General features: G+C 36.9%; 13 protein-coding genes. 5 read left to right on the top strand and 8 right to left on the bottom strand.

The features are described from left to right. The 5 genes from LS74_RS02790 to dnaN form a co-directional block, all read right to left on the bottom strand. Complete coding sequence (locus LS74_RS02790) at positions 1-732, bottom strand: hypothetical protein (protein WP_034587291.1); 732 nt, start codon at positions 730-732, stop codon at positions 1-3. 105 nt (positions 733-837) lie between these two features. Then, positions 838-1,089 (bottom strand): hypothetical protein, encoded by a 252-nt coding sequence (locus LS74_RS02785; protein ID WP_034587290.1) that lies wholly within the window; start codon positions 1,087-1,089, stop codon positions 838-840. 211 nt (positions 1,090-1,300) lie between these two features. Beyond that, positions 1,301-1,945: a hypothetical protein gene (locus LS74_RS02780; RefSeq protein WP_034587289.1), complete on the bottom strand. Its 645-nt coding sequence runs from the start codon at positions 1,943-1,945 to the stop codon at positions 1,301-1,303. Continuing rightward, entirely contained in the window at positions 1,938-4,256 is a 2,319-nt protein-coding gene (gyrB, locus tag LS74_RS02775; RefSeq protein WP_034587287.1) for a DNA topoisomerase (ATP-hydrolyzing) subunit B, read from the bottom strand. Before gyrB ends, LS74_RS02780 begins: the two co-directional genes overlap by 8 nt. Before the next feature lie 39 nt (positions 4,257-4,295). Continuing rightward, positions 4,296-5,357 carry a DNA polymerase III subunit beta gene (gene dnaN / locus LS74_RS02770; protein ID WP_034587285.1) on the bottom strand — a complete coding sequence of 354 codons (1,062 nt, stop codon included), beginning with the start codon at positions 5,355-5,357 and terminating at the stop codon, positions 4,296-4,298. Positions 5,358-5,650: 293 nt separating this feature from the next. Between dnaN and LS74_RS02765 the strand changes: the two genes are divergently transcribed. The 4 genes from LS74_RS02765 to LS74_RS02750 are packed head-to-tail and all read left to right on the top strand — an operon-like array spanning position 5,651 to position 8,952. Then, positions 5,651-6,754 carry an MlaE family ABC transporter permease gene (locus LS74_RS02765; protein ID WP_034587284.1) on the top strand — a complete coding sequence of 368 codons (1,104 nt, stop codon included), beginning with the start codon at positions 5,651-5,653 and terminating at the stop codon, positions 6,752-6,754. Continuing rightward, positions 6,751-7,548 (top strand): ABC transporter ATP-binding protein, encoded by a 798-nt coding sequence (locus LS74_RS02760; RefSeq protein ID WP_034587283.1) that lies wholly within the window; start codon positions 6,751-6,753, stop codon positions 7,546-7,548. Before LS74_RS02765 ends, LS74_RS02760 begins: the two co-directional genes overlap by 4 nt. Positions 7,549-7,557: 9 nt before the next feature. Further along, a complete protein-coding gene (locus LS74_RS02755) occupies positions 7,558-8,319 on the top strand; it encodes an MlaD family protein (protein WP_034587280.1) in 762 nt (253 codons plus the stop codon). A 9-nt stretch (positions 8,320-8,328) separates the two neighbouring features. Continuing rightward, a complete protein-coding gene (locus LS74_RS02750; protein ID WP_034587278.1) occupies positions 8,329-8,952 on the top strand; it encodes a hypothetical protein in 624 nt (207 codons plus the stop codon). Positions 8,953-8,969: 17 nt separating this feature from the next. On the opposite strand, the gene LS74_RS02745 is transcribed toward LS74_RS02750, so the two are convergent. The 3 genes from LS74_RS02745 to thyX all read right to left on the bottom strand — a co-directional run bounded on the left by LS74_RS02745 (position 8,970) and on the right by thyX (position 12,157). Then, complete coding sequence (locus LS74_RS02745; RefSeq protein WP_138128778.1) at positions 8,970-10,814, bottom strand: hypothetical protein; 1,845 nt, start codon at positions 10,812-10,814, stop codon at positions 8,970-8,972. Positions 10,815-10,955: 141 nt separating this feature from the next. Then, on the bottom strand, positions 10,956-11,177 hold the full coding sequence (locus tag LS74_RS02740) for a hypothetical protein (protein WP_167480462.1): 222 nt from the start codon (positions 11,175-11,177) through the stop codon (positions 10,956-10,958). A 320-nt stretch (positions 11,178-11,497) separates the two neighbouring features. Beyond that, the gene (gene thyX, locus LS74_RS02735) at positions 11,498-12,157 is read right to left on the bottom strand and encodes an FAD-dependent thymidylate synthase (RefSeq protein ID WP_115025504.1); all 660 of its coding nucleotides are present in this window, start codon (positions 12,155-12,157) and stop codon (positions 11,498-11,500) included. Between the two features lie 94 nt (positions 12,158-12,251). On the opposite strand from thyX, the gene LS74_RS02730 reads away from it, so the two are divergent. Then, a complete protein-coding gene (locus LS74_RS02730) occupies positions 12,252-13,364 on the top strand; it encodes a DUF354 domain-containing protein (protein WP_034585326.1) in 1,113 nt (370 codons plus the stop codon).

Raw genomic sequence — 13,364 nt, 5'->3', positions numbered from 1 at the left:
TTACAATCCTCTAAAGCCAAATTCCAGCATTCCTACGAGATTACTAGAGCTTGGATAGCCCTGTGTGCTATCGCTATAATATGCAGCATTGAGATTTTGATACTTGCCGATGAGCTTAGTGTAAAAAGCCGTGCTATCGCTTAGATTCCGCACAAAGCCCACACTCGCACTTAACACATAACTCTTGGAAAAATCTTTCTCAATATATGAGGTTTTCTCCGCAATAGAATATGATGAATCCCCTGTGCTAAAAGCATATCCCGCAGAATACTCTAGCTTTGCGACATTCCCTAGTGGCAATGCCCCCTCAATCTCCGCTCCAAGCAAACTAAGATGACGACTTAAGCCATTTTTGCTATCGTGATTGTTACGCTCTGTGAGAAGATTGATATAAAGTGGTGCATTCACTCCTGCGATATTTACACCAACCTTAACATACTGATCAGAAATCACAAAGCCAGCAGATTCTGCAACGCCAAGCACTTGTGAAGCTTTACTCTGTCCTCCGCCAAGGCGAACGCCAAAAATCGTATGCACACGATTGAAAAACTCCCAGCCAAATTCACCGCCTACATACGCTCCAGCACTGCTGATATTTTCACCCCCAAAGTCATAATACACCCCGCCAATACCCGCTTGTCCAAAAAACTTAGAGTTTTGAGAATCTGCAAGGGCTATACTATGAATGCAAACAAATATGCTTGTGAGAAACAAAATTTTAGCTACTCGCATTTGTATTACTCCTTACTATTAGATAACGCATTTCATAGAAACATACAAGCCCCAAATATTTAAGATGTATTTAGGGCTTTGAGAAAAGAAAAAGTAGAAGTAGGATTACCACCAATTATTATCTTCGCCGATGTTGTATATCAAATCAGCACCAGCAATAATTGCACTTACAGCACCCCAAAACTCTCCCTTAGTCTCTTTCATCTCATTTTCACTAAGCACTGCTACATTAACATTTTGTGTTGTGCCAAAAAGAAGTTCAGAATCTGTTTTATTTAATGTGCTAGATTCTGTTGCAATAAGAGAGCTTATACTCAAACTAGAAACCAAAGCCAATGAAACCAAAAACTTGTTCATAAGAACTCCTTTAATGAAAGATTTTTGTTATATTAAAATCAATATAACAAATTCATTGTAGGTGTTAAAAGTAAATTATATTTTGTATGAGTGTTTTTTTTTTGTTATGGGTAGAAAGGTAACAAGAGAGATTCTAAAAAGCGTGAAAATAGAATCTTAGAATCGCTTTTTATATTCTTTCAAAGATTCTAAAACAAGGATTTAAATGCTCTTAATGCCCTATTATAAAGCTTTGTGAGCTTTTATTCATATCTTGTTTAAATCTAAAGCGATATATCCCATAGATAAAAAGGATAAGTGTTAAGCTAAGGAATAAGACATTCAATGTATAGAGAATCTTCGCAATGGATATAAAATTTAAATCATAATCATATAGATTCTGAGGTATCATTGTCATTGCCACATCAAAAAAGCATAGCCAAAGGTAAAATAAAGTCCAAGGCAAAGCAATAGTGAGCATAGCTAGAGCTTTTCTCTCCGCAAGGAATGATAAATACCAAAGATATGGACTAAAGAAAATCAAGCTCAGTATAGCAATGATCAAATTACTGAATATATTTTCGTATTCAATCCAGCCAAACATAGAAAATAAGACAAGAATATTACTCCCTATGATATGTTCTTCTACAATGGTAAATAACACCGCAAGGATAAAAAGTGTCTTTGTCCTATCAAGGGATAATTTTAAAAAACCATACATCATAAGAATAGCAGGGAGTATCCATAAAAAGATAACAAAAGCCACTACAATTTCGCTTGAATAGCTTAAAAAAGGATAGATACAAATTTGCAGTAGCTTAATGATTGCAGAGGCGATTAAAGCCTTTTTGGCAATTTTAAGATGTGAATCACACATCTAAGTGCTTCACATCTTTAGCGTGTTCTTGGATATAGGCTCGTCTTGGCTCTACCTCATCGCCCATAAAAAGTGTGAAAATCTCATCAGTATCCGCATCATTATCAATCTTCACACGCAAAAGTGTGCGGTTTGCGGGTGTCATTGTGGTTTCCCACAGCTGATCTGGATTCATCTCTCCTAAGCCTTTGTAGCGTTGGATATAGGCATCTTTTTTCGCACTCTCTTCAATCTTTTCTAAAAACGCAATAAGATCTTCGCCCTTTAAAAAGTCTAAATCCCTATCGGCGATTTTTTGATAAATAAATCGTGCTTCTTGGAAGAAATTATCCATAAACAAGCTATCATTAATGCCTAGCTCCACAAGCCCTACTTTTGTCTGCACATACAGCGTGATTTGCTCTTCACTTGTAATTTTATTTAAAATATTGCATTCTTTGGCTTGGAGATAAGATTCTATATTTTGGCTAAGCTCATTTAAAGCGAGATTATCTAAACGCTCATTTTCCACAAGATAACGCACCACATCAATCATAGGATAGCGTTTCTCAAGCTCTTTTAAGATAGAGCGATAATGAGCGATAAATTTCAGCACTTCTAAAAGCTCTTTATTCCCAATACCCTCAAAGCTAAAATTCCCAATACCATTTTCTACAAGATATTCACTCAACGCCCTTTCATCTTTGAGATAAATCTCTGTCTTGCCCTTTTTGTAGCGATAAAGTGGGGGCTGGGCAATGTAGATATGTCCATTTTCTACTAAAGGCTTTAAATAGCGATAGAAAAATGTCATTAAAAGCGTTTGGATATGGCTACCATCGACATCAGCATCTGTCATAATGATAATTTTATGATAGCGGAGCTTCTCTAAATTAAACTCATCGCCAATTCCACAGCCAAAAGCGGTAATCATATTTTTAATCTCATCACTTTTTAAAATCTTATCAAGGCGAGATTTTTCCACATTGAGAATCTTCCCACGCAATGGTAAAATAGCCTGAAAAGCTCTATCACGTCCTTGCTTTGCACTACCACCAGCACTATCACCCTCTACAAGATAAATTTCAGATTCTCTAGGATCCTTACTTTGACAATCTGCTAACTTACCCGGTAATGTCCCCACTGAAAAGCTTTCTTTCTTGCGTGTAAGGTCTCGTGCTTTTTTTGCTGCTTCACGCCCACGAGCTGCCATAATGGCTTTTTGCATAATGATTCTAGCTTCTGTTGGATTTTCTTCAAAGAATTTAGCAAGTTTTTCATAAGTGAGCTTTTGGACTATGGGCTTTACAAACGCACTACCTAGCTTTCCTTTTGTCTGTCCCTCAAACTGCGGATCAATGACTTTTGTAGAGATAATGGCTACAAGCCCCTCACGCACATCATCACCTGTAACTTTAGAATCTTTTTCTCGTGCGTTGGCGTTAGCTTCAATATAATTCATAATCGCACGGCTTAGCCCCGCTCTAAATCCCGCCTCGTGTGTCCCACCATCAGGCGTTCTAATATTATTTACAAAGCTTAAAACTTTCTCATCATAGCCCTCATTATAAGCTAGGGCAATTTCTACTTCAGTTTCTTGCTCTAATGCTTCAAAGCTGATAATTGAAGAGACTAAAGGCTTTGTATTCACATCTTGGATAAATTGCTTTAAACCCCCATCAAAATGATAAGATTCTTCTTGTCCTGTGCGTTCATCTTTAAAATGAATAGTGATATTGTGATTAAGATATGCCATTTCTTTGAATCTGCGAGTAAGGATTTGCGAATCAAACTCTAGCACTTCCATTACCTCACCATCTGGGTAAAATTCTATAGTCGTGCCGTGCTCTTTTGTCTCACCGATAATCTCTAGCTCACTTTGTGGAATCCCTTGTGCAAACTCTTGGCGGTAGATATGCCCATTTTTCTTAATCGTCATAATAAGCTTTTTGGATAGGGCATTTACCACAGATACACCTACCCCGTGTAACCCTCCAGAGACTTTATAAGTATCTTGGTCAAACTTCCCTCCAGCGTGAAGAGTGGTTAGCACAAGTGTGGCAGCAGGGAGATTTTCAGTTGGGTGAATATCTACGGGAATCCCGCGTCCATTGTCTTCAATAATCGCACTGCCTTCCATTGTGAGTGTAATATTGATTCTATCGCAATGCCCTGCCATAGCTTCATCTACGGAGTTATCCACAACTTCATAAATCATATGATGCAATCCACCAGAGTTTGTATCGCCAATATACATTCCGGGGCGTTTTCGCACCGCTTCTAAGCCTTTTAAAACTTTAATATTACTTGCTTGATATTCTTTTTTTTCCATAATAAACTCCAAGGACAGATAAAAGTTGAGCTGTGATTCTTAGAGAATCACAGGCATAATCACAGTTGAGAAGTTTTCACTCATTACGATAAATGGCGTGTTTGGCTCATTGATACAGAAAGTAAATTCATTTCCATCAATTTGTGAGAGAAAATCAAGGATATATTTAGAGTTGATCCCCAAAGTTAAAGATTCTATACCTGTTTGTGTTTCAATCTGTGTGGAAGCCTCTCCACTTTCTTCATTCAAAGATTCAAAAAGCACTTCATTTGGCGAAAGGGTAATCTTAATATTATTTGCAAGGGATTTGACAAATTGCAGGGCATCAACAAATTTATCTTTTGGTAAAAGAATCTTATGCTTAAATTCTTTAGGAATGATTTTCTCATAATCAGGGAATTTTCCATTAATAAGCTTTGTGTAGAAAGTGTATTCATTGTTTTTCAAAATAAGATGTGTAGGGTTATGATAAATCTCAAGATGATCTATAAAGAGCCTAGAAATTTCACTGATTGCCTTTTTAGGAATGATAAGGGAAAGGGCGTTAATAGATTGACTTTTATATTCAATCACAGCTAGGCGGCGTGTGTCAGTAGCGACAAAATTAAATCCATATTCTTTAATGTCAAGCAAAGAGCCATTAAGCTCGTATTTTGGATTATTTGTATCTACTGCGGGATTAATCCTTTTAAGTGAAGTTAGGAATTTTTGAGCTTCTATGTTAATTTGTGCGTTATTATCATACTCTGGGAATCTAGGAAACTCATCAGCATTAAACATAGGAAGTTTTGTGCGTGAGCGTCCTTGTGAAATGTGAAGTGTATCATCTTTTGCTTCAAGGTTTATATCACCATCTTTTAATCGTTTAATAATATCTAGAATCTGCTTCCCATTTGCTGTGGCATTCCCTTGAGCTTGAGGCTGGATATTAATATGAGATTCTAGCCAAATCTCATAATCAGTGGCTTTAAGGATAAGCTTATCATCTTTTGCTTCAAAGCAAATGTGAGATGTGATTTGTGATCTATCTCTTTTATCAAGGAAATTTTGGCAATTTGTGAGTGCTGTTTCAAGCAAACTTTTGGGAAGTGAGATTTTCATAAAATGTCCTTTAAAATATAGATTTAAAAGTAGGGGTAGTAGTAGAAGTGAAAATGTGAAAAAGCACTTCTAAACCGCCTAGAGCTTTATTTTAATGTGTGAATAACGCGTGTAGTTATATCACAAAATTTCCCGTTGATTATAGCTAAAAATCCTTATTTTTGCCTAATTTTTCATACTTTTGGCGTTTTTTGGTGTGGGTAAAGGAGCAGATTCTTATTTGTGTAACCTAACATTACAAGCTTTTGTTATAATCTTGGGTTCAACTTAAGAGAGATTAAAGGGAAAAAAGTATGGATTTTAAAGTGAGCTTTGTAAGTGGGAGAATGCTTATAAAGCTTCAAGGGGCGTGCGATTACTCACTTGATAAGAAGTCTAAAGATTCTCTTGCTAAGCTTATTAGCACAAATGAAAGAATTACCTTTGATTTTTTGGAAGTTACAAAGGTAGATTTTGTATTTTGTGCGTTTCTTTATGGGCTTTTAGAGGGGAAAGATTATGAGATTCTAAACGCAGAAAGTCAAGTGAAAGAGATTTTTCAAAGTGTGGTTGAATCTCTGCCAAAACTTGAAGATTCTAAGATTCAATCACATTCTATGTTTTATGGTGCTTTGCTTGATTTTGGAAAATTTTGTGAGAGATTCTACCAAAGTAGCCTTGATTTTTTAAATTTTTGCGGAATGTGCTTATTTTATTTTTTTCGCTCCTGTGGGAATCTTAGGCATTTTAAGCTTGGCTCTATAATGTATCATATTAATGAATCTGGCTTTAAAGCTTTGCCTGTGGCGTTGCTTACAGCTTTTATTGTGAGCTATGCCATTGCATTACAAGGGGTGTTGCAGCTAGAAAAAATGGGTGTGCCTTTAATGAGTGTGGAGATTGTGGCAAAGCTCTCTTTGCGTGAAATGGGACCTTTTATCTTAGCTATTGTAATAGCTGGGAGAAGCTCATCATCTTTTGCCGCTCAAATTGGTGTGATGAATCTCACTGAAGAAAATGACGCATTAAAAACGATGAATCTTAGCCTGTTTGATTACATCATATTACCTAGAATCTTAGCTCTAGTCATTATTATGCCTTTGCTTGTATTTTTAGCTGATGCGGTAAGTTTATTTGCGTGTTTTCTTGCGATTAATATGCAAACAGGCTTAGATTTTATGCAGTATTTGGAGCGATTTTATGAGTATGTGAGTATTGAAAATTTTTGGGTTGGTGTGATAAAAGCTCCATTTTTTGGTGCGGCGGTGGCACTTGTAGGGTGCTTTCGTGGGCTGTATGTCAAGGGCGATACTGAATCTGTGGGGATTGAGACGACTAAAAGTGTAGTGAATGCGATTTTTTGGGTGATTTTAATCAATGCGATTTTTTCAATTATCACTACGAGGTTAAATATATGAGTATTATTCGTGTTGAAACGCTTTATACGCAGTATGGGGAGAATATTATTCACAATGGGATTAGCTTTGCTGTGAAAAAAGGTGAAATCTTTGGAATCTTAGGCGGTAGTGGCAGTGGCAAAAGCACCTTATTAAAAAATATGCTTTTTTTAGAAAAGCCTAGAAGTGGTAAAATTGAATTTTTTAATGAAAATATTTGGGACATAGCAGAATCTAAACGGGATAGAATCTTAAATCGCTGTGGCGTGATGTTTCAGTTTGGGGCGTTGTTTTCTTCTATGAATGTTTTAGATAATGTCGGCTTTTTACTCACGCAAAAAAGTCATTATGACAATACTACAATAGAGCGTTTATCAAGAATGTGGCTTGATTTAGTAGGATTAGATTCTAAAGTAGCAGATAAATACCCCTATGAGCTATCCGGGGGAATGAAAAAGCGTGTAGCTCTCGCTCGGGCATTGGCATTAAGCCCTGATATTTTATTTTTAGATGAGCCTACAAGTGGGCTTGATTTACAAAGTGCGGAGCGGTTTGATAGACTGATTTTAAAGCTGAAAGAAATGCTAAAAATTACCATTGTGATGGTAACGCACGATTTAGATTCTATAAAAGATAGTGTGGATAGGCTAATTTTGCTAGAAGATAAGGCAATAGTGTTTGAAGGGAGTTTAGATGAGCTTTACACCCAAAAGAAGAAGGGCTTTACTCAAGCTAAGATATTCTCTGGCAAAAGGGGAGAGCGATTTTGGCACGATTTTGATGAGCGGGATTTGCATAAGACTAAGTTAAACTAGGAGTGAGATATGGAAAGAAATGTGCGGTATGTGTGGATTGGAGCGATATTTTTTATAATTTTAATCTTAATGATTCTCTTTGTGCTGTGGCTTAATCGCTTTGAGTTAGATTCAGCAAAATATACGCGATATTACGCATATAGTGCCGATGAGGTAAGTGGAGTGGGGGCAAATACGCCCATTCGCTATAAGGGTATAAGTGTCGGCAGGGTGCAGTCTGTAGGGTTTAAAGATATAAAAAGTGGGGTTATTGCTATTACTATACTTATAGATTCAAAGCTTGAGATAAAGCAAAATGCTAAAGTTATCGTGGCTTCACAAGGACTAGCCGGGGCAAATTATCTTTCACTCATTCAGGGTGAAGGCGAGATATTACAAGCTGATGAAGATGGTAATAAAGTCATTATGCTTGATAAGGGAGGGTTGGATAAGATTCTAGGTAAGGCTGGGGAGATTAGTGAAGATATAACCGCCCTACTTACCAACCTTAACCGCACTTTTAATGAAGAAAATCTTAATAATCTTACAGAGATGATAAAGGAGCTACGAAGTAGCACAAACTCCCTAGCAAGTCTTAGCGCACAAATGGATAAAAATATGAAAAATGGTGAATATAATGTGCGTGAGATTCTCACTCCTACGCTGTTGCAGTTGCAGGGGAGTTTGCAAGATATGAGCAGGTTTTTTAACACAGCCACGCGTTTTGTGGATAAGGTGGATAAAAATCCTTATGATAGTCTTTTTGGCAAACAAAATGACAAATCTAAATAAGGGGATTAAATGAGTAAAAAATATAGAATCTTAGGGCTTGGAATAGTAGCTATACTTACGCTTAGTAGCTGTGTAGATGTGAAAATCGCCTCACAGATTCCAAAGGTAATATACTTTAGTTTGCAAAAGCTTCAAACTCAAGCAAATCAGGTGAGTCAAGCAAATGACGCAAAGTGCAAGGCTAATAAAGGCAAAATCGGGCTATTGCAAGTGAATGCTAATGCACCTTTTAATGATACGGCTATTATTTTACACAACGCACAAACACTGCAAATAAGTGAATTAGAGCATAAAAAATGGGTAGATTCCCCAAACAAAATGTTAGAATCTAATCTCTTACAAGCTTTAGAGCAAAACTGCTTTCAAGTGGCAATCTCGCCCTTTGGCACGCAAAAATTAAATAAGATTCTAAAGCTCTCTTTGCTTGGCTTACAAGTGGTAGAAGATGGCGGTAAATACAAGGCTCAAATGAGTGTGTTTTATGAAGTGCTGAATACTTCAACGACACAAAGCAGCAAAAGTGGCATTATCACGCAAGAAGTGGCATTGCAAAGCCTAGAAGATGAAAATTTTGCTAAAAATTTTGTAAAAATAAATGAGCTTGTGATAGACAAGCTCTTAAAACAACTCTAAAGGCTCTAAAATAGAATTTAGCTTATAGATTCTATCTTTTGCCTATTCAAAAATAGAATCTTAGCCACCTCCCACAACACACCAAAAGAGAGTAGGATAAGAAACACACTCAATCTAGGGAAAAATATAAAATCCGCCATTAAGCCCACAAAGCTTAAGGCAAATAAGACATTATATCGCCAAAACAGCCCCAACAGCACAAAGCTAAAAAGAATGATAAAAAATACACAGATTTCCATTACCCCCCAAAGGCTATAAGCATAACTATTTAGGGCTGTATGGAGATATTGCATACAAAATAAAATCATAGCACTAAAACAAAGCACAAGATAAAGCCTAAGATGAGTAAAGCCTTGATACTTAGAATCTGCTCCTGTGTGTTTTGTGAGAAGAAACAAAAACAGCAAAACAAAGGACATAACAAAATAGCCAAGCAGAGAATCAAAGCTAAGTGTCGTGTAGGAAGGATTGTATGCAAACTCGCCAAAAAAGTGCAAATAATCAAAAGCTTTAAAAACTAAAATCCCCACATATATGCTAAATAATACAAGCAAGAGTAAAGCAAAACGCTCTATTTTGAGCCTTTGCAAACTTAAGCTAAGAGAGAAGCCAAGTAACGCCACAGCACCCTTGCCTAACGCAAAAAATGCAATGCCATTAAAGAATAAGCCTAGAAAGATTAGCCCACTGATACTGCCGCATATCCATAGTTTAGAAAATAGCCTTATAAACTTCCCAAAGAAGCTTTCACTCTCGCTAAAAAATCTCACGCAATAAAAGCCAATCATCGCAAAAATATAAAATGCAATAGCATTAAAAATACCACTATATAAAAACATATATCCATTATCAAAAAAATAGTCATTCACTATACAATCATATATCCATATTATGCCAAGAACCCCCACAAACGCCTTTTGCCTTATATGCCATATTAAAAGTGGCAAAAAACAGAGCATAGCGGGTATAATCGTTGCCTCTTTTTCAATATCTGCAAAGCGATATGGATATATACTTAAAGCTGTAATCATATATGTCAAAACACCATATGCGGCTATAAAGAGCCAGATTTTCATATATGTCCCACTATATTGCCATAGCCCCAAAAGCACAAGCCCCATTCCACCATAAAACATATAAAGAAAACAAACAGAATATTCATAAGCATAGATAAAATTTACCACAGGACTAAAGCCTATAAGCAAAAATCCCGCACTTATAAGCCCAATGCTTATAAGCATTTTTTTAGAATCTTGGTTAAATTGTTTTATGTCTAAAACTTTTGTGAGATTTGGCAAAAGGATAATGCTATAAAACAAGCCTATAAAAGTCCCCACCACAGCAAGCAAAGCCATAAGAAATTCTATTTCATACTCTGTATTTTCAAGCATTATCCACATACACACCATAAGGATTGTAAGAATCACAAGAGAGATGTAAAAATATTTTGGCGTAATAAAGCGGATAAATAAGCTTGAAAAGTAAGAGAAGTTAGAATCTGTGGAATGAGCAGATTCTTCTATTAATTCCTTATGCAAAGTCTTTAGCCTTTTAGCTGTGATTCTTACATTGAGTGCAAAAAGCATAAAGCCACCTATAAGGACTATAATCGCCATTATGATAACAATACCATTGACAATGTTAGAATCTATAAAGTCAAGCAATGGCAATATCGCCCCTAAGCTCCTGCCTAAAAACGCCACCAAAATGACTTGTGCAAAAATCACCCGCCAATATCTTTCACTCTCCATTAAGCTAAGGCTTTTAAATCTTATAAGATCATCTAGCTCAAATCTTAGCTCTCTAAAAAGCATTGCCAAAGCCCTAAAAGGCGAAAGGATAGATTGTTTTAATGCCGACATAAGAGTTCCTTAAAAATGTGAAATGTTTAAGATGTAGAGTGTGGATTATACATTAAGTGTTTAAATTTTTTTGTCGTTGTGAGAATCTAGGAAAGCAAAATTGTAGTAAGTTTTTTGTCATATTGAGCGTGAGCGAAGTATCTATTCTAAAATTCTAAGTTTTTTATTTTTTCTTTTAAGGTGGCGGGACACTTCTGCCCGCCTTGAATCCGATTTTATGCACCACGAAGCAGGCGAGAGTAAGGATTCACGCTTTGTGTGTAACATTGATTTTTGAGATTCTGCCAACGCAGAATCTAAAGCAGATTCTACAATTGCTAAAGTGGCAAAGCACGACTTTGTCACCATAAAATTAAATCGCACGAAGTGCCTCCACTTAAAGCGTTGTAGGGGTGGGGGATTTATAAGGGGGAGGGAGCGACTTCGCAATTTAAGCCCCTCCCCCTTATATAAAAAAAAATAAAAAAAGAATGGATATTTTAGAATAAAGATTTTACAGGAGATTTTTCGCCTTTTTCAAAGACTCACACGAGCGAAGCTCTTGCCCACACTTGCAAATATGACAAGATTCTAAAACTTTAAAAAGAGAGAAAATAAGAAACAAGATTAAAAAAGAAACAGATTTTAGAATCTAAGATTACCCTTATTCCCCTTGCTGTATTAGGCAAAATAAAGACTAGATTCTAATGCGTGGGGGGTTGGGCTATGCAGTCTTTGAAAATAAACTTATGCTCTTCTGGCAAAGATTCAAATATCGCTAAAGCTAAAGCGCGAATCTCCCAAAGCGCAGACTTTGAGCTTCTAAGGGATAGGAAATTTTGCAAACTTCTAGCATTGATAGAAAAGCTAAGCTCCGTGCGGTAAGATTCGGGCATAGCAAATTTAGCAAGGTCATTGCTGATATTTTCACTTAGAATCTGGCGTAAATTTTCTAGGGCGTGAATGGAGGCGTGATTCACCCTTTCACTACTTGTAAAGACGATAAATTTTTCCGCCCTTTGTGTATTTATCTCATTTATAGGCAAAAAGCTAGGCTCATCTTTTAGCTCTTTTAGCGTGTAGCGAGAGCTTTTCACACTAAAACTTGCCATACGATGCCGTGCTAATTCTTGCAGACACGCCCTTGAAATGCCCTTGATATAAAAATTATAAGTTAAATGCTCCAAAGTGCTTGCGTGTTTAAATTTATTGCCTACTCTATCTATAAGTTCTATATCTTTCTCTCCGCCACAATCGCCCTTATCAAAGCTCTGCCAACAAGTGCGAATAGCATTACTACAAATATGCAGGGGCGTGTGGTGCAAAAGTGTGATGTCAATCTTACACGAGATTTTTTCTACCATTATGAATCTCCTTAAAATATTTCAACTTGTGCTAGAATCTTAACGCATTTTTAACTACACAAATACAACATCAAACAAAACACAAAGGCAAAAGATGATTTGGCTTGATATTATTGATCCAAAATATGTGCTGTTTTTTAAGCCCATTTTACCCAAGCTCAAGGCTTTAGATTCTGTGATTGTTACCACGCGTGAGAGTAAGGACTATGATGAGTGCATTAGGCTTTTAGAGCTTTTTAAGATAGAGCATTACGCTATTGGTGGCTATGGCGGGGCAAGTAAGCTAGGCAAGTTTGAATCTAGGCTTAATCGGCAAAAGGGCTTTTTGGAGTTATTTGCTAGATTAAACGAGATTCCAAAGATTTTTATCACCGGAGCGAGTGTTGATGGCGTGCAGTGTGCCTATGGGCTAGGGATTCCTGTGGTGCATTTTGCCGATACGCCGGTGGCTAATGAAACATTCTCTTTAGAATCTGTAACGATTTTATCCCGCCTGACACTTCCGCTGTCTCATCTTGTATTCCGCCCTTTTGTCGTGCCTGAGATTTGCTATACAAGCTTGGGGCTAAGCCCGGCTCAAGTGGTGGAATATGGCTTTATTGATGTGGCGTTATGGCTAGATTCTATTCCTTTACATTATGATTTAGAATCGCCGCAAAGGAGAGCATTTTGCGAGAGGTTGGGGCTAGATTCTGCTTTGCCTATTATTTTGGTGCGTGAGGAGGAGTATAAGGCACATTATGTCAAGCATAAACTGCCCATTATTTATGAGAGCTTTGAGCTTTTAGCTAGGAGACTTAAGGCTAATGTGCTGTGTATGCCTCGCTATGGCAAAGATGAGCTAGAATCTTATCTCTCACAGCTCCCACAAGATTCAAAAAGTCGCTTTAAGATTTTGCACCATAAGCTAGAGCCAAAGGATTTTTATCCCTTTGTTGATGTGCTTTTAGGCGGTGGTGGGACTATGAATCTAGAGGCGTGTTATCTTGGGATTCCTGTGATTTCTACTCGCTCACTTTTGCTTTTCCACGATAGATTTTTGCTTGATAATGCTTTGATGAAACACGCTAAAAGTTCCACTGAAGCGGTGGAGTGCATTATAGAGATTTTATCTAAGCCCCATTTATATGAAAGGCAAGATTCCCTTTTTGCTAAAAATGGTGTGGATACAGATATGTTTATCTCGCATATCAAAGCATTGTTATAA

This window comes from Helicobacter magdeburgensis (assembly GCF_000765825.2).
Lineage (GTDB): Bacteria > Campylobacterota > Campylobacteria > Campylobacterales > Helicobacteraceae > Helicobacter_C > Helicobacter_C magdeburgensis.
Note: the sequence above shows the minus strand (reverse complement) of the source record. Positions and strands in the feature narration are given on the sequence as shown.

Bases quoted from the DNA above. Each gene is read 5' to 3' on its own strand.
- LS74_RS02790 (WP_034587291.1), bottom strand. From the start codon at position 732: ATGCGAGTAGCTAAAATTTTGTTTCTCACAAGCATATTTGTTTGCATT.
- LS74_RS02785 (WP_034587290.1), bottom strand. From the start codon at position 1,089: ATGAACAAGTTTTTGGTTTCATTGGCTTTGGTTTCTAGTTTGAGTATA.
- LS74_RS02780 (WP_034587289.1), bottom strand. From the start codon at position 1,945: ATGTGTGATTCACATCTTAAAATTGCCAAAAAGGCTTTAATCGCCTCT.
- gyrB (WP_034587287.1), bottom strand. From the start codon at position 4,256: ATGGAAAAAAAAGAATATCAAGCAAGTAATATTAAAGTTTTAAAAGGC.
- dnaN (WP_034587285.1), bottom strand. From the start codon at position 5,357: ATGAAAATCTCACTTCCCAAAAGTTTGCTTGAAACAGCACTCACAAAT.
- LS74_RS02765 (WP_034587284.1), top strand. From the start codon at position 5,651: ATGGATTTTAAAGTGAGCTTTGTAAGTGGGAGAATGCTTATAAAGCTT.
- LS74_RS02760 (WP_034587283.1), top strand. From the start codon at position 6,751: ATGAGTATTATTCGTGTTGAAACGCTTTATACGCAGTATGGGGAGAAT.
- LS74_RS02755 (WP_034587280.1), top strand. From the start codon at position 7,558: ATGGAAAGAAATGTGCGGTATGTGTGGATTGGAGCGATATTTTTTATA.
- LS74_RS02750 (WP_034587278.1), top strand. From the start codon at position 8,329: ATGAGTAAAAAATATAGAATCTTAGGGCTTGGAATAGTAGCTATACTT.
- LS74_RS02745 (WP_138128778.1), bottom strand. From the start codon at position 10,814: ATGTCGGCATTAAAACAATCTATCCTTTCGCCTTTTAGGGCTTTGGCA.
- thyX (WP_115025504.1), bottom strand. From the start codon at position 12,157: ATGGTAGAAAAAATCTCGTGTAAGATTGACATCACACTTTTGCACCAC.
- LS74_RS02730 (WP_034585326.1), top strand. From the start codon at position 12,252: ATGATTTGGCTTGATATTATTGATCCAAAATATGTGCTGTTTTTTAAG.